13 protein-coding genes are annotated in these 16,450 nt (G+C 72.9%); 10 read left to right on the forward strand and 3 right to left on the reverse strand.

Annotated features, from left to right (window positions below; translation table 11 throughout):
• The first annotated feature begins 6 nt into the window (after positions 1-6).
• The 6 genes from EJG53_RS19845 to EJG53_RS19870 all read left to right on the forward strand — a co-directional run bounded on the left by EJG53_RS19845 (position 7) and on the right by EJG53_RS19870 (position 8,525).
• Positions 7-2,106, forward strand: a complete 2,100-nt coding sequence (locus tag EJG53_RS19845) for a copper resistance CopC/CopD family protein (RefSeq protein WP_125045963.1) — start codon at positions 7-9, stop codon at positions 2,104-2,106.
• Positions 2,106-3,425 carry an iron uptake transporter deferrochelatase/peroxidase subunit gene (gene efeB / locus EJG53_RS19850; RefSeq protein ID WP_244955232.1) on the forward strand — a complete coding sequence of 440 codons (1,320 nt, stop codon included), beginning with the start codon at positions 2,106-2,108 and terminating at the stop codon, positions 3,423-3,425. Before EJG53_RS19845 ends, efeB begins: the two co-directional genes overlap by 1 nt.
• A gap of 195 nt (positions 3,426-3,620) precedes the next feature.
• Complete coding sequence (pheA, locus tag EJG53_RS19855; protein ID WP_125045964.1) at positions 3,621-4,547, forward strand: prephenate dehydratase; 927 nt, start codon at positions 3,621-3,623, stop codon at positions 4,545-4,547.
• A 769-nt stretch (positions 4,548-5,316) separates the two neighbouring features.
• Positions 5,317-6,606: a serine--tRNA ligase gene (serS, locus tag EJG53_RS19860; RefSeq protein ID WP_125045965.1), complete on the forward strand. Its 1,290-nt coding sequence runs from the start codon at positions 5,317-5,319 to the stop codon at positions 6,604-6,606.
• Complete coding sequence (locus EJG53_RS19865; RefSeq protein WP_050510640.1) at positions 6,603-7,451, forward strand: HAD family hydrolase; 849 nt, start codon at positions 6,603-6,605, stop codon at positions 7,449-7,451. Before serS ends, EJG53_RS19865 begins: the two co-directional genes overlap by 4 nt.
• Before the next feature lie 339 nt (positions 7,452-7,790).
• Positions 7,791-8,525, forward strand: a complete 735-nt coding sequence (locus tag EJG53_RS19870; protein ID WP_125045966.1) for a hypothetical protein — start codon at positions 7,791-7,793, stop codon at positions 8,523-8,525.
• Here the strand turns inward: EJG53_RS19870 and EJG53_RS19875 are convergent.
• The gene (locus EJG53_RS19875) at positions 8,419-9,102 is read right to left on the reverse strand and encodes a rhomboid-like protein (RefSeq protein WP_125045967.1); all 684 of its coding nucleotides are present in this window, start codon (positions 9,100-9,102) and stop codon (positions 8,419-8,421) included. The two genes, EJG53_RS19870 and EJG53_RS19875, sit on opposite strands and share 107 nt — an antisense overlap.
• Positions 9,103-9,190: 88 nt before the next feature.
• Complete coding sequence (locus tag EJG53_RS19880; protein WP_125045968.1) at positions 9,191-10,246, reverse strand: Lrp/AsnC family transcriptional regulator; 1,056 nt, start codon at positions 10,244-10,246, stop codon at positions 9,191-9,193.
• 124 nt (positions 10,247-10,370) lie between these two features.
• Between EJG53_RS19880 and EJG53_RS19885 the strand changes: the two genes are divergently transcribed.
• Both EJG53_RS19885 and EJG53_RS19890 read left to right on the forward strand, forming a co-directional pair.
• Entirely contained in the window at positions 10,371-11,909 is a 1,539-nt protein-coding gene (locus EJG53_RS19885; RefSeq protein WP_125045969.1) for an MFS transporter, read from the forward strand.
• A 250-nt stretch (positions 11,910-12,159) separates the two neighbouring features.
• Positions 12,160-13,266 (forward strand): LysR family transcriptional regulator, encoded by a 1,107-nt coding sequence (locus EJG53_RS19890; RefSeq protein ID WP_244955233.1) that lies wholly within the window; start codon positions 12,160-12,162, stop codon positions 13,264-13,266.
• 52 nt (positions 13,267-13,318) lie between these two features.
• Here the strand turns inward: EJG53_RS19890 and EJG53_RS19895 are convergent, their stop codons facing one another.
• Positions 13,319-14,146 (reverse strand): MerR family transcriptional regulator, encoded by an 828-nt coding sequence (locus EJG53_RS19895; RefSeq protein ID WP_125045970.1) that lies wholly within the window; start codon positions 14,144-14,146, stop codon positions 13,319-13,321.
• Between the two features lie 443 nt (positions 14,147-14,589).
• On the opposite strand from EJG53_RS19895, the gene EJG53_RS19900 reads away from it, so the two are divergent.
• Positions 14,590-14,907: an SAV_915 family protein gene (locus EJG53_RS19900; RefSeq protein WP_031006763.1), complete on the forward strand. Its 318-nt coding sequence runs from the start codon at positions 14,590-14,592 to the stop codon at positions 14,905-14,907.
• A gap of 19 nt (positions 14,908-14,926) precedes the next feature.
• Entirely contained in the window at positions 14,927-16,366 is a 1,440-nt protein-coding gene (gene lysA, locus EJG53_RS19905; protein ID WP_125045971.1) for a diaminopimelate decarboxylase, read from the forward strand.
• Positions 16,367-16,450 lie beyond the last annotated feature (84 nt).

The following is a 16,450-nucleotide window of genomic DNA, read 5'->3' on the forward strand; positions in this document are numbered from 1 at the left end:
CTCGCCATGACCACCACCGTCCTCTGCGCACCGGGCTCCGGCGCCCGCGCTCCGAGCGCACGCCGGGCCGGCGCGCCGCGCGCCCGCAGGTCGTCCGCGCTGCGCCTCCTGGTGCTCGCGGCGGCCCTGCTCGGCGCGCTCTTCGGGGGCGCCGCCCCGGCCTCCGCCCACGCCGCGCTGACCGGCAGCACACCCGCGCAGGGGTCGGTGGTGCGGAGCGCACCCGAACAGGTCACGCTCACCTTCTCCGAGGGCGTCGCGATGAGCGACGACTCGGTCCGGGTCCTGGACCCGAAGGGCAAGCGGGTGGACCGCGGCAAGCTGCGCGACCTGTGCAGCGGCGAGACGGTCAAGTACGGCGCCGGGCTGCCGCCGGGGCTCCCGGACGGCACGTACACCGTCGCCTGGCAGGCGGTCTCCGCCGACAGCCACCCGGTCTCCGGTGCCTTCACCTTCTCCGTGGGCGCGCCCTCGGAGACGAGCGCGCCACTGCCGCAGCAGGAGGCCGGCGGCGGTGTGGTCGGCGCGCTGTACGGCATCGCCCGGTACCTCGCGTACGCGGGTTTCGTCGTCCTGGTGGGCGGGGCGGCGTTCGTCCTGATCTGCCGCCCGGCCGCCGCGCGCGTACGGTCCGTGCAGCGGCTGGTCGCCCGTAGCTGGGCCGCGCTGACCGCCGCGACGATCGCGATGCTGCTGCTGCGCACCCCGTACACGACCTCCGGCGACCTGGCCGACGTCTTCGATCTCGGCGGACTCCGCCAGGTCCTGGAGACCAAGCCGGGTGCCGCACTGGTCTCGCGGCTGCTGCTGCTCGCCGCCGCGGCCCTGTTCGTGGCCGTCCTCTTCGGCGCGTACGCCCGCGCGCAGCGGGATGCGGGGCGTCCAGGATCGGAAGAAGGGCGTACGGGCGCGGAGGGGGCGGGCGACGCGCCGTCGGGCGCCCTGGTCACCCCGGAAGCCCCGGACACCCCAGCCGACGCCAAGCGCCGCAAGGACCTCACCATCGGGCTCTCCGTCGGCGGCGCCATCGTCGCCGTGGGCCTGGCCGCGACCTGGGCGATGGCCGAACACGCCTCGACCGGCCTGCAGACCGCCGTCGCCGTCCCCGTCGACGTCCTGCACCTGCTGGCCGTCGCCACCTGGCTCGGCGGCCTGACGGCGCTGCTGGTCTCCCTCTACCGGGGCCCGTACGTGGCCCGTTCCGATGTACGCCGCTTCTCGCGGCTCGCGTTCGGTTCCGTCCTGGTGGTGGTCGCGACCGGCGTGTACCAGTCGTGGCGGCAGGTCGGCACGTGGCAGGCGCTGACCGACACCTCGTACGGAAAGCTGCTGCTGGCCAAGGCGGCGCTGGTCGTCGTCCTCGTCGGCATCGCCTGGTTCTCCCGGCGCTGGACGGCGCGGCTGGGCGAGGGCCCGGCGCCGGAGGCGGAGGCCACCGCCGTACTGGAGAGCGTGGCGGCACGTACGGAGACGGCTGCCACCGACGGGCCGGCGCCTGCCACCGACGCCCCCACGGCCGAAGCCGACCCGCAGCGAGCCGCCCAACTCGCCCGCCAGCGCGCCGCGCTGGCCAGCGCGCGGACGAAGCGCATCCGCGACGCCGACCCCGAGCGTTCCGGACTGCGCCGCTCGGTCCTCGCGGAGGCGACGGTCGCCGTGGTGGTGCTGGCCGTCACCACCGTGCTCACCTCCACCGAACCGGCGCGTACGGAGGCGGCCGTGAAGGCGGTGGGCGGGGCCGGGCAGTCGGCCGACGCCAATCAGCCGAAGGTGCTGAACATCCCCTTCGACACCGGCGGCCCGCGCGGCAAGGGCACCGCGCGCGTCGACCTGGACCCCGGCCGCAGCGGCAGCGGCAACGCCCTGCACCTGCGGCTCGCCGATCCGGACGGCCGGACGGTCGACGTCCCCGAGGTGAAGGTCTCCTTCACCCTCCCCGACAAGGACCTCGGGCCGCTGCCGGTCACCCTCGACCATGTCAGCGAGGGACACTGGAGCGCGCGGGACGTCCAGTTGCCGGTGCCCGGACAGTGGCAGCTCTCCCTGGTCGTACGGACCTCCGACATCGACCAGGTGACCGAGACCAGGAACGTGAAGATCAACTGATGACGACCACCGCTTCTCCCTCCGGCGGCGCCTCCGGGGCCGACGGCCGCACCGGCTCCGGACCGGAGCCCACCGAGACCCTCGAACTGTCCCGCCGTCGCCTGCTCGGCACCGTCGGTGCCGCGGGCGCCGCGGGCCTCGTCGTCGGTGCCGCGGGCGGCGCGATCGGCGTCGCCGCCGCCCAGGACGACCCGCCCACCGCCCTGAGCAGCCTCGGCTCGGCCTCCGTCGCCTTCCGCGACGAGCGCGCCAAGCAGCAGGCGGGCATCACCACGCCCCTCCAGGCGCGCGGTCACCTCGTCGCCTTCGACCTCGCGCCGGGCGCCGGGCGCAAGGAAACGGCCGCGCTGCTGCGCCGCTGGTCGCGCACGGCCGAGGAGCTGATGGCCGGCCGCACACCGGCCGCGGACACCGGGGTCGCGCTGGACGCGGGCCCGTCCTCGCTCACCGTCACCTTCGGGTTCGGCCGCACCTTCTTCGACCGTACGGGGCTGACCGCGCACCGCCCCGTCCAGCTCGAACCGCTGCCGGACTTCTCCTCGGACGAACTGGACGCCGGGCGCAGCAACGGCGACCTCTGGATCCAGATCGGCTCCGACGACGCGCTGGTCGCCTTCCACGCGCTGCGCGCCCTCCAGAAGGAGGCCGGGGGCACCGCGCGGCTGCGCTGGCAGATGAACGGCTTCAACCGCACGCCCGGCGCCACCGCGGCCCCGATGACCGCCCGCAACCTGATGGGCCAGGTCGACGGCACCAACAACCCCAAGCCCACGGACCCGGATTTCGACGAGCGGATCTTCGTCGGCCGGGACGCCGGCAGCGGCCCGTACGCCTGGATGCGCGGCGGTTCGTACGCGGTGGTCCGCCGGATCCGGATGCTGCTGGACGACTGGGAGAAGCAGCCGCTGAGCAAGCAGGAGAAGGTCATAGGCCGCCGCAAGGCCGACGGCGCGCCGCTGACCGGCGGCGACGAGCACACCACGATGGACCTGGACAAGAACGGGCCCGACGGTCTGCCGGTCATTCCGGCCGACGCGCACGCGCGGATCGCGGCGCCGGAGTCCAACCAGGGTGCGGCCATGCTGCGGCGGCCCTTCTCGTTCCACGACGGGTTCCGGGACGACGGCGCCCCGGACGCCGGGCTGCTGTTCGTCTGCTGGCAGGCCGACCCGCTGCGCTCCTTCATCCCGATCCAGCGGAAGCTGGACCGGGGCGACGCGCTGTCGCCGTTCCTGCGGCACGAGGCGAGCGGGCTGTTCGCCGTGCCGCCGGCGGCGGTGGCGGGCGGGTACGTGGGGCAGCCGTTGCTGGAAGGGTGATGGTTGGTACGTGTGCGTCACGAGCCGCGCGATGAGGCTGCGGGCCACCTTCGTGGCCCGTGAGGTCGTAGGCCGTCTCCGGGGCCCATGAGCCGATTCGGGCTTCCCGAACGGGGCGGGCGGCCGGGCGGGTAACGTGGCGAGCGGGTGATCGGCGAGTCGGTCCCCACCGGAGCGTGAGGGAGTCAGAGGGACATGTCGGTCAGCCGCTACACCTACCTGGGACCCGAGGGAACGTTCACGGAGGCGGCCCTGCGGACGCTGCCGGAGGCCGCCACCCGCGAGCTGGTCCCGATGGTGTCCGTACCGGCCGCGCTGGACGCGGTACGGATCGGCGAGGCCGCGGCCGCGCTGGTGCCGATCGAGAACTCGGTCGAGGGCGGAGTGACCACCACCCTGGACGAACTGGCCGCCGGCGAACCGCTGATGATCTACCGCGAGGTGCTGCTGCCGATCGCGTTCGCCCTGCTCGTACGGCCCGGCACCCAGATGGCCGACGTCAAGACGGTCACCGGGCACCCGGTGGCCCAGCCGCAGGTGCGCAAGTGGCTCGCGGCGCACCTGCCGGAGGCCGTGTGGGAGTCGGCGGCCTCCAACGCGGACGGTGCGCGGCTGGTCCAGGAGGGCCGGTACGACGGCGCGTTCGCGGGCGAGTTCGCGGCGGCGACGTACGGCCTCGAACCGCTGGTCACCGACATCCACGACGCGCAGAACGCCACCACCCGCTTCGTGCTGGTCGGCCGCCCCGCCCGGCCCGCGGCGCGCACCGGCGCCGACAAGACCTCGGTCGTCCTGTGGCTGCGCGAGGACCACCCCGGCGCGCTCCTGGAGCTGCTCCAGGAGTACGCGGCCCGCGGCGTCAGCATGATGCGCATCGAGTCGCGGCCGACCGGCGAGGGCATCGGCCGCTACTGCTTCTCGGTGGACTGCGAAGGACACCTCACGGACCGCCGGGTCGGCGAGGTGCTGATGGCGCTGAAGCGGGTCTGCCGCGAGGTGCGCTTCCTCGGGTCGTACCCGCGCGCCGACCAGGTGCGGCCGAACGTACGGCCGGACACGGTCGACGCGGCGTTCACGGACGCGGCGGACTGGCTGACCCGTTGCCTCGACGGGCGCGCCTGAGGCGCCCGCGGCGGGCGGTGGAGCGTCCTGACGGCGTTCCGGGGGCTCCGCCGGGGGCCTGGTCTGGGGTCTTGGGGTTGTCAACAAAGTTATCCACAGGCCCCGTTCTCGACCTGGGGATAAGTCGACACGACAGCCCCCGCGGCCCGGTCCGAGTCGACATGTTGCTCTACCGACCCCCAGGGCCTTCCACAGCGCCGCACCCCGCCCCGCGTCAGCACAAATTACGCGAACAATCCTTTAGGGCGAGGAAATCCCACACGAAAGAGCGTCCAGTTGGGGTTTCTTCGATGAATCCATGGCAACGCATTCTTGAAACGGAACACGCTCTTCCGACTTCCACAGATTCCACACACAGCCTGTGGATAAGGTTCCGTAACCTTCCGCACCTGTGGACAACCCTGGGTACAACCCTCGCCGCCCACCGCCCCGGCCCGCCCGCCAACTCCTCCCGTGCACAAGGGAAGCCGCTCGACGCGTACGGAGCGCCTACCCCCGCACCAGCGTCGGCGCAAGATTCTTCCACCGCTATTTCCCGCCACTTTCCGCACGCCCGCACACCCCCCGTCCGCACTTCCCGCACATCCCCCCGCACCCCGCCCCTCTCCCACACGCCCCTTATGCGCCCCTTACGTACCCCCGCCACCCCGCCTTACCGGGCCGTACCGCCCGGAATGGCCAAACACACTAAACATCAACAAACCGGACATAGCGCCACGCGGGGAATATGGCGTCGAAGGACCGGCCCGGGCCCCGGTAGCCTGGTGGGGTGATTGACCTTCGCCTGCTCCGTGAGGACCCCGACCGTGTGCGCGCGTCCCAGCGCGCCCGTGGAGAGGACGTCGCACTCGTCGACGCACTGCTCTCCGCCGACGAACGGCGCAGGGCCTCCAGCGTCCGCTTCGACGAGCTGCGCAACGAGCAGAAGTCGCTCGGCAAGCTCATCCCCAAGGCCGCCGGCGACGAGAAGGCCGCGCTGCTGAAGAAGGCCGGGGAGCTGTCCGCCGCCGTCAAGGCCGCCGACGCCGAGCAGGACCAGGCCAAGGAGGAGACCCAGGCCCTCCTGCTGAAGCTGGGCAACATCGTCCACCCGGACGTGCCCGTCGGCGGCGAGGAGGACTTCACGGTCCTGGAGACGCACGGCACGATCCGCGACTTCGCCGCCGAGGGCTTCGAGCCCAAGGACCACCTGGAGATCGGCCAGGCGCTGGCCGCGATCGACGTCGAGCGCGGCGCCAAGGTCTCCGGCTCGCGCTTCTACTACCTGACCGGCATCGGCGCGCTCCTGGAGCTCGCGCTGGTCAACGCCGCCATCGCGCAGGCCACCGAGGCCGGCTTCACGCCGATGCTCACCCCGGCCCTGGTGCGCCCGCACGCCATGGAGGGCACCGGATTCCTCGGCCAGGCCGCGGAGAACGTGTACCACCTGGAGAAGGACGACTTCTATCTCGTCGGCACCTCCGAGGTCCCGCTCGCCGCGTACCACATGGACGAGATCCTCGACGCGGACAAGCTGCCCGTGCGCTACGCGGGCTTCTCGCCGTGCTTCCGCCGCGAGGCCGGCACGTACGGCAAGGACACCCGGGGCATCTTCCGCGTCCACCAGTTCGACAAGGTCGAGATGTTCTCGTACGTCGACCCGGAGGACGCGCAGGCCGAGCACCGGCGCCTGCTGGACTGGGAGAAGCAGTGGCTGACCGGCCTGGAGCTGCCCTTCCAGGTGATCGACGTGGCCACCGGTGACCTCGGCGCCTCGGCCTCCCGCAAGTACGACTGCGAGGCGTGGATCCCCACCCAGGGCAAGTACCGCGAGCTGACCAGCGCCTCGAACTGCGACGAGTTCCAGGCCCGCCGCCTGTCGGTCCGGATGCGCACGAACAAGGACGGCAAGCAGCAGGTCAAGCCGCTGGCCACGCTCAACGGCACGCTCTGCGCGGTGCCCCGCACCATCGTGGCGATCTTCGAGAACCACCAGCAGGCGGACGGCTCCGTGCGCGTACCCGAGATGCTCCGCCCGTACCTGGGCGGCCGGGAGATCCTGGAGCCCGTCGCCCGGTGACCACCGCCCCCGAGCCCGCGCACCGGGCCGCACCGCCGGCCCGCCCGCTGCCGTACAAACTCGTCGCGACCGACCTCGACGGAACGTTGCTGCGGCACGACGACACGATCTCCGAGCGCACCCGCGCCGCCCTGGCCACGGCCACGGCGGCGGGGGCCGCGCACATCGTCGTCACGGGCCGCGCGGTGCCGTGGACCCGGCACATCCTCGATGCGCTGGACTACGACGGCATAGCGGTGTGCGGGCAGGGCGCGCAGGTCTACCACGCCGGCGAACACCGGCTGCTGACCTCGGTCACCCTGGACCGGCAGCTCGCCGGCCTGGCCCTCTCCAAGATCGAGGCGGAGGTCGGCCCGCTGTTCCTGGCCGCGAGCCGGGACGGCCTGGAGGGCGAGGTGCTGGTCACCCCCGGCTACCGCATCCAGGAGGGCCCGCTGCCGAACCTGGAGATCCAGGACCCCGGCGACCTGTGGGCCGCCCCCATCAACAAGATCTACATCCAGCACCCGACCCTCGGCGACGACGAACTGGCCCGCGCGGCCCGTGCGGTCTCCGGCGACCTGGTCGGCGTGATGATGGCCGGCGAGGGCGTCGTCGAACTCCTCCCCCTCGGCCTCTCCAAGGCCACCGGCCTCTCCCTGGCCGCCCGCCGCCTGGGCGTGAAGGCCGCGGACACCATCGCCTTCGGCGACATGCCCAACGACATCCCGATGTTCGGCTGGGCCCGGCACGGCGTCGCCATGGCCAACGCCCACGACGAGCTCAAGGCCGTCGCGGACGAGACGACGGCCTCCAACGAGGAGGACGGCATCGCGGTCGTCCTGGAGCGGCTGTACGGGGCCTGAGGCGCTCTTCCACACCGGCCCCGGCCCCCGACGGCCCGGGTCGGTCTTCTTTTCGGAACGTACGCACGACGTCATGCCCGAGACGGGGTAACTGTACGTTTATCGACTCGTTGTCCCCTGTGCGTGGAGGCAACTGGAGTTCGAGGCGTCGAGGATTCGTGAAGTGCTGGGGATTGCCGGCGACGGTCGTGAAGCGGTGCAGCCGTACGACCGATAACCGGACATAGAGGTAGTGGCATCCGTGAGCAGCCTCCGCTCCTGGGCCCTGGATACGGGCGTCAGTTGACAGGTCCGCAATGGACCTGTCAAACCGTTCTGGTTTGAGTGGAGGGCATGTACATGCCACCTGAAGCTGTACTGCTGGAGTCGCGGGCCATGCGCGACAGTGTGATGGGGCTGGGACGCGTCGGCGTCCTGGACAAGGTGAAGGCGCTGGTGCTGCTGCCTGACGGGCTGCATGTCACGACGCGGATGGTCGCCGACTATTTCGAGGTGGGCGACCGCGCCGTCAACAGCCTGATGCGGCGGCACCGAGCGGAGCTGTCCCAGCACGGCATGCACGTGCTCAAGGGCTCTGACCTGCGGGTCTTTGAAAGCTCCAACTTGAAGCTTTCAGCGGAAAGTTATCCACAGGGTCGCGCACACCTCACCCTCTACACCCGCCGAACCCTCCTCAACATCGCCATGCTCCTCCGCGACAGCGAGGTCGCGCGGGCGGTCCGTACGTACCTCCTCGACGTCGAGGAGGGCGCGCGGGGGCGGGTCGAGGTGCCCCGGCAGACCCGGCCGGCGCCGACGGTCGAGTCGCTCGACCACCGGCTCACGCGCGTCGAGTCGTCGCTCGCCGACATCGGCCCCGCCCTGCGGGACCTGGGCCCGGTGATCGGCCGGATCTCCGGGCGGCTGGACCGGCTGGACCGGCGGCTGGACGCCACCAACCGCGTCGTGTGCGCGATGAGTGAGCGGCTCAGCGATCTGGCGGAGGACGTACGGGAGTTGCGTTCCGGTCCCCGTCCACTGCCCCGCCCGCACCGGCATCCGGGGTCAAGGCCCAAGCGGCGAGACCAAGGATGAGCGCGATGGCGTGTCCGATGTCGGTGAACGTGGCACCTGACAGGAGCGGGATGCCGAAGAAGCCGACGACGGCCGCCAGGTAGAGGTAGCGCCAGGGCGGCGGCAGCCGGTAGGTGAGCAGGCCGGCTGCCGCTGCCAGGCCGTAGGAGACGCCGATGTCGACGACGTGCGACATGGAGCGGGGCAGCCGGTGGCCCTCGATGGCGAGCAGGACCAGCTCCTGGCTGGCGAGGGTGGCGGTGATGTGGGCGGCGCCGACGGTCAGCAGCCAGCGCCAGGTGCCCAGCCAGCGTTCGACGTTGGCGTGCACCAGCTCGAAGAGCACCGCGTAGAGGACGAAGGAGGACGGGTTCTCGATCCAGAAGCCGCTGATGAGGAGGGAGGAGAGGGGGTGGCGGTTCAGTTCGTGGATGTTGCTGCTGGTGCGGTGGAGGAGGAAGTGCTCCAGGCCCTCGCTGGCACCGGCGATCACGAGGCTGGTCACGCCGATGATCAGCAGCCAGATGTGGGTGCCGGGAGCGGCCCGTACCCAGGCGGCCGCCCGGTCGACGGGCGAGGACGGGAGCACCGGCCTCATCGCGCGATCACCGGCCCCACAGCGGTCACCGGCCTCGTCGCGATCACCGGCCTCGTCGCGATCACCGGCCGCAACGCGTTCACCGGCCTCATCGCGGCCGGGCCGGTGACAGCGCCGAGGCGATCGGGCCGGAGCCGACCCGCCCGTAACCGTGCGGCCCGGGGCCCTTCAGGCGGCGGATCAGTGGGGCCGTCTCCATGTTCCGTACGGCGGGCAGCGCCCCGATCCGGGTGGTCAGGTACGTGTACAGGGCGCGCACGTCCGGGCACAGGACCGACGCGAAGAGGTTGTGCGGCCCGGTGGTGGCGCAGGCGAAGGCCACCTCGGGGTGCTGGGCCAGTGCCGCGCCGGTGGCGGCGAGTTCGCTGGGGGCGACGGAGAGCCAGAGGGAGACCATGACGCCGAGCCCGAAGTGCCGGGCGTCGTAGTCCACGTCGTAGTAGAGGACGCCCTCGGCGCGCAGTTCGGACAGGCGGCGGCGGACGGTGGTCTGGGACCAGCCGGTGGCCGCGGCGAGATCGCCGAGGGCGGCCCGCCCGTCCTCGGCGAGGACGCCCAGGAGGCGCCGGTCGGCGTCGGTGAGCGTGACCGGTGCCGTCTGCCCGGGCGGGTCGGCGGCCCGCGCGTCGGCCGCCGCGGACGCCGGGTGGCGAAGCTGTGCGGCCTGCTCCTCGGTCAGTGCGCCGGACTTGTTGACCAGCCCGAGCGGGCCGCCGAAGAACTCGTGCACCATGCAGTGCGCGGTGACACCAACCACGCTGGGGGTCCGCGGCAGCTTCTGCAGGAGGAGCGCGTCGCTGTCCCGGCTGCTCGCGGAGCGGCACACGACGCCGATCTCGGTGCCGCCGGACATCAGGCTCACCCAGGACGTGTCGGGCCGCCGGGCGAGCGCCTCGGCGACGGCGACGGCCGCGTCGGGCGTGCACTGGACCCGTACGATCCACTCGGTCTCGCCGAGGGCGACCGGGTCGGTGAGCCCCATGACCCTGATCATGCCCGCGCCGCGCAGCCGCCCGTAGCGGCGGGCGACGGTCTGGTCGGAGACGCCGAGCACCTCGGCGATCCGGCTGAAGGGGGCCCGGCCGTCGAGCTGGAGGGCGTGGACCAGACTCCGGTCCAGTGCGTCGAAGCCGTCGGTTTTCACCAGGAAAGGCTAACCCGTGTCGAATCACGCCGCACGGGACCGCGTGGTTGGGAGGAGCGGCATCCGGACCGGACTCTGGACGGACCACACCACTCGGAACACCGATCCATCTCAGAGGTTCTTGATGCACAACGGGCGGAGCAAATGGTGGCCCCTGGTCGCCATCACCCTGGGCAACTTCATGTTGCTCGTCGACGTCACGATCGTGAACACCGCGCTGCCGCGGATCGCGGACGGTCTGGACGCCTCCTTCACCTCGCTGCAGTGGGTGATGGACATCTACGCGCTGGCGCTGGCCGCGCTGCTGATGGTGGCCGGTTCGGCGGCCGACCTGTTCGGACGCCGCAAGCTGTACCTGGCGGGTCTCGGTCTCTTCGCGCTGGCCTCGCTCGCCTGCGGGCTGGCGCCCGACGAGGGCGTGCTGATCGCTGCGCGCGCGGTGCAGGGCGTCGGCGCGGCGGCCATGTTCGCCACCAACACGCCGCTGCTGATGGCCGCGTACCAGGGCCGTGACCGCGGGGTGGCCTTCGGCATCTGGGGCGGTACGAGCGGCGCCGCGGCGGCGGTCGGCCCGGTGCTGGGCGGGGTGCTGACCCAGTACATCGACTGGCGGGCGATCTTCCTGGTCAACCTGCCGCTGACGGCGGTGGCGGTCTGGATCACCCTGCGGTCGGTCCAGGAGTCGCACGGCGACCGTACGGCGCGCATCGACTGGCCGGGCGCCGGCGCGTTCACGCTGTGCGCGGGCGCACTGACGTACGGGCTGATGCGCGGCGGCGAGGAGGGCTGGACGGAGTCCGGCACCCTGCTGGCGCTGGCGGTGGCCCTGCTGTCGCTGGTCGCCTTCGTCGCCGTGGAACGGCGCGCGCGGCAGCCGCTGCTGGACCTGAAGCTGATGCGCCGCCCGGCCTTCGCCGTACTGATGGCGGCCGCGCTGCTGCTCCAGGCCGCGGCGTTCCCGTACCTGACGTACGTGGGCCTGTGGGTGCAGAACATCCTGGGCCTGAGCCCGGTGATGGGCGGTGTCGCGGTCCTGCCGATGGCGGTGGCGTCGATGGCCGTGGGCATGTTCGGCGGCCGGTACCTGCACCGGCTGGCGCCTCGGCTGCCGATCGGCATCGGTCTCCTGCTGATCGGCGCGGGCCCGCTGCTGCACGTCCTGCTGCTGAACGACAACTCCGGCTGGGCGGTCCTCGTCCCGGGCCTGCTGATCAGCGGCCTCGGTATCGGCATGTCGATGCCGGTGCTGGTCTCGGCCGCACTCGGCACGGCGCCGCCCCAGCGGGCCGGCATGGCCAGCGGCGCGGTGAACACCTTCCGCCAGCTCGGCTACGCGCTCGGCATCGCGATCCTCGGCACGGTCTTCACGCAGGGCCTGCAGTCCGCGGGCGCGCACGCCGATCCCGGTACCGCGTACGTGCACGGCCTGACCCGGGTGTCCCTGGTCGCGGGCGTGGTGGCGGTGGCCGCGGGGCTGCTGGTCCTGGCCGTCGTACGCCGTCCGGAGGCGGAGCGGACGGGTCCGGCTGCCGGGGGTGCGGCGGCGAAGCCGGGTACGGCGGGGGCCGGTTCGGGCGCTGATGCCCCCGACACGACCGGCGTTCCGGTGTCCGCGGGCCGGGGCCGGGGCGGTGACGTGCCCGTCGGCGCCGACCAAGGGTGAGGCCGTAGGCGTACGGGTGCGGCCTGGAGCGCCGCACGTGTGAGGCTGCGGCCGTAGGCGTACGAAGCGGCCGTACGACGGCATCCCTGCTCCCGGGGGCCGGCCCATGGCGGGTCGGCCCCCGGAACCGTACGGCGCCGTAGCCGGTTCCGGGTGGCCGCCCTGGGCCCTGCACCGATCCTCGTCCCGCTCGCACACCCAAGTCAATCCTCGGGTTTCCTTCCACATGCCCCAGCGATACCTTGGGTTGGTGACTCTCGACGACCTCCGTGCCTTCGTCGCCGTCTGCGAGGCGCACAGCCTCAGCGCCGTCGCCCGCGACCTGGGCTGTACGCAGTCGGCGGTCAGCCAGCGCGTCAAACGCCTCGAACGCGAGGCGGGCATCGCCCTGTTGGAGCGGCGGCCGCGCGGCGTGGCCCCCACCCAGGCGGGCCGCATCCTGTGCCGCGCCGCCACCGGCTCGCTCGCCGAACTGGACCTGGCCCTGCGCCGCCTGGCCGACCTGCGTCGAGGCGACGGCGGCACGCTGCGGATCACCACGGGAGCCACGACCGTACGGCACTTCATGTCGGCGGCGGTGGTCGCCTTCCGGGCCCGCCACCCGCACGTCGACCTGGAGTTCCAGACCGAGAACTCCGGCCGCCGCTGCTTCGAGGCGGTGGCCGACGGCACCGCCGAACTGGCCTGGATCACCATCGGCCCGCCCGTACGCGGTATCGAGCAGCACCCGGTGCTGGAGCTGCCGTGGGTCCTCGCCGTACGGTCCGACGACCCGCTCGCCGGGCGCGACCACATCGAGCCGGCCGAGCTGGCGGGCGGCCTGTCCGGCATCCGGCACATCCGGCTGCCGGAGAACTCCGTCTCGCGGATGCGGCTCGACGGCCACCTGGGCCGGGGGCGGCCGGAGACCGGGGAGGGCCCCGCCGCCGCACCCGCCAGTTCCACCAGTGTGGCCGACTGGGACACCGCGATCCTGCTGGCGGAACTGGGCGTCGGACACGCGGTGGTGCCGGACCTGCCGGGCTGGCGGGGCGCCGGGCACCCGTCGCTCCGGCTGATCCCGATCCCGGGGCTGCCCCCGTTGGCGGCCGGCTGGGCGGTACGGCAGTGGGCGGCGCTGAGCCCGGTGGCGGTGGAGTTCGCCGAAACGGTGAACGGTTCGCTCGGCGTGGGCGGGGCGGGCGGGGGCGGCACGGCCGCCGGTCCGGGTGCGGCGTCAGGCACGGCCGCCGGGGCGGACGCAAGAGCCCGCGCACGACGGCTCTCGGGTGTCGAAGCAGACGTGCCCGCGTGCGCCCCTACGTGCGCCGGCGCATCCGAGGAGCGCGACAGGGGGCCGGTACGGGCGCGGGTTTGAGCGACCCGTACGACCGGAACGACGTACCGTCCCCCCGCCCGCCCCCGCTGGCTCACCCCTCCGCAGTGATCGGCTCCTGCAACTCGGTCACCCAGCCCTCCCGGTCCTCCGGACACTCCAGCGTCAGTTCCCTCGGATACCCGGCGGACCGGTACGGGCTGTCGTCGAGCCAGCGGGCCAGCACCTGGGCCGTGGGCAGTACCCGCTCCATGGGCCCGCGGTGCACCACCGTGGCGGCCTGCGCGAGCGGCGGCAGGTCCACGATCGCGAAGTCGTGGGACGGCTGCGGAACGGCCGCGACCACGACCGCCGCGTGCACCGTGATGCGGTCCCCGCCGCCGGGCGCGTCCGCGTAGTGCGCGATGCCCGGGCCCGCCGGCTCGACGCCCGCGATGGCCAGCCGCCGGAACAGCTCGTCGTACAGCGGCCCGACGACCGGGCCGATGTCCTCGGGCCCGAAGCTCGCGGCGGTGCCCGTCAGTTGGGCGACCCGTACCGCTTCGACCCGTTTGACCACCACCTCGTCGGCGGCCATCCGCCCTTCGCCCTCGATCGTCCGCAGCCGCGCCTCGACCCGGGCCAGCCGGGCGCCGGCCGCCGTGACCGCCGCCGTCAGCTCGGCGCGGCGCAGCCGCAGCATGCCGCGCAGTTCGGCCGCGCTGACCTGTTCGTCCAGGATGGCCGTCACCTGCTGGAGGCTGAAGCCGAGGTCCTTGAGGGCGATGATGCGGTTGAGGCGGGCGAGCTGCCCGGCCTCGTAGTAGCGGTAGCCGGTGGCCGGGTCCGTACGGGCCGGGCGCAGCAGCCCGATGGCGTCGTAGTGGCGCAGCATCCGGGCCGACACACGGCCGTGGCCCGCGAACTCTCCGATGGTGAACATGAGACTCCCAGTGCAGGGCTTGCCACGGTGTGAAGGTCAAGGGGCGGTGGAGGTCGGAGGGCGGACGAGGTCGGAGGGCGGGTGAAGGTCGGAGGCGGGTGTGAAGGGCGAAGAGCGGGCCGACGGTCGTCGGGCGGCGGTCGAGGCGGTCCTCGTGGGTTCCGGGCGGTGGTCGAAACGATCCTCGTGGACGGCGGGCGGCGGCGTGCCGTGATTCGGCATATGCCGAGGCGTACGCACGGGCCCGCGCCGGGGCGCACGGCGTTTCCGTGCACCGGGGCATGCGCCGGAGCACCAGCATTCCGTCAAGGGGCGTCCACGGGCCGTCAATGATGCGTCAGTACGCCGCCGTGCGCATGCCGGTACGGGCATAGCGTCGAGGAGGAGCCCCGGCACTTCCCTTCCCTCCGGTCCGGGGCCATTGCCGCGCGAGGAGCGACACCGTGCCCCAGCAACACCTGTACGCGGAAGACCCCGAGCCCGCCGAACGCATCCCGGCCGGACTGCTGTTCGTCCCCGTCCGGCCGGGCCCCGCGGGCTGTACGGCCCGCCTGTTCCGCACTCCGCTCGGCGGCCGTACCGCCGTCGGTTTCACCTCCGTGCAGCGGCTCGCCGCCGCGCTCGGCAGCGACCAGCCGTGGATCCGGCTCGCCGAACCCGCGCTGCGCGCCCTCGCCGAACCGCTCGGCGCGGCCGTCCTGACCGTGGACCCCCGCCTCGCCCCCGGTACTCCCCGTACCCCGCTGCTGCGGGCCGTCTGAGAAGGGGCGTACGACCACCATGACCGTGACGACGACCCCGGCATCGCAGCCCCCCGCAGGACAGCGGACCGACCTCCCTCGCCCGCACCCCGCCGACCCCACCGATCCCCCGGCTCTCACCCGGCCCACCAGCACCGTCGAATCCACTGCCCCCACCGACCCCGCCGACCTCGGCGTATGGCCCGCCTCCACGGCCGAACTCCCCGACGCCGACCTCACCGTCGGCGGCGTCCCCCTCACCGAACTCGCCGCGCGCTTCGGCACCCCCACCTACGTCCTGGACGAGGCCGAGGTACGCGCCCGCTGCCGCGCCTACCTGCGCGCCTTCCCCGACGCCGACGTCCTGTACGCGGCCAAGGCGTTCCTGTGCCGCGCCATGGCCCACTGGGTACGGGAGGAGGGCCTGGGCCTGGACGTCTGCTCCGCGGGCGAACTGGAACTCGCCGTCACCACCGGCTTCCCGCCCGACCGCATCCTGCTGCACGGCAACGCCAAGAGCCCCGAGGACCTGCGCACCGCGCTGCGCCTCGGCGTCGGCCGGATCGTCATCGACAGCACCTCCGAGATCGCCCGGCTCGCCGCCGCGGTGCCCGCCGGCACCCGCCAGCAGGTCCTCGTACGGGTGGTTCCGGGCATCGCCGCCGGCGGCCACGCCAAGATCCGTACGGGTACCGACGACCAGAAGTTCGGCCTGTCCCTGGCCGACGGTTCGGCGCAGCACGCCATCACCCGCATCCTGGGCCAGCCGCGGCTCCGGCTCGTCGGACTGCACTGCCACCTGGGCTCGCAGATCACCACCGTGAAGCCGTACCTGTCGGCCGTACGGCGGCTGGTCGGACTGCTGGCCCGTATCCACGAGCAGCACGGCGTCACGCTGCCCCAACTGGACATCGGGGGCGGCCACGGCGTCGCCTACCGGCCCGGCGAGGACAGCATGGACATCGCGGCGCTCGGCGCCAAGGTGCGGGCGGAGCTGGCCGGCGGCTGCGCGGCGGCCGGGCTGCCGGTGCCCCGGCTGACCGTCGAGCCGGGCCGCGCCATCGCGGGGCCGTCGGGCGTCGCCCTCTACCGGGTGCTGTCCGTCAAGCGGACCGGTGAGCACACCTTCGTCGCGGTCGACGGCGGGATGAGCGACAACCCGCGGCCCGCGCTGTACGGGGTGCGGTACGCGCCCCGGCTGGTCGGGCGGCGGTCGTCCGCGGCGCCGACGCCGGTGAGCGTGGTGGGACGGCACTGCGAGGCGGGCGACGTCCTCGCCGCCGGGGTGCCGCTGCCCGGGGACGTGCGCCCGGGGGACCTGATCGCCGTGCCGGTGGCGGGCGCGTACCACCTGTCCATGGCCTCGGGTTACAACCTCGTCGGCCGCCCGCCGGTGGTCGCCGTCGCGAACGGGCACGCGCGGGTCCTCGTAAGGCGCGAGTCCCTGGCGGACATCCAGGGGCGCGACATCGGGCTGTGACGGCAGGCGGGTGAGCAGGCGCGGTATGCACGGAGCGGCAACTCCGTGCATACTGCACTCATCAGTTGTAGGATGACCGGGCAA

Origin of the sequence: Streptomyces chrestomyceticus JCM 4735, from assembly GCF_003865135.1 — a bacterium.
Lineage (GTDB): Bacteria > Actinomycetota > Actinomycetes > Streptomycetales > Streptomycetaceae > Streptomyces > Streptomyces chrestomyceticus.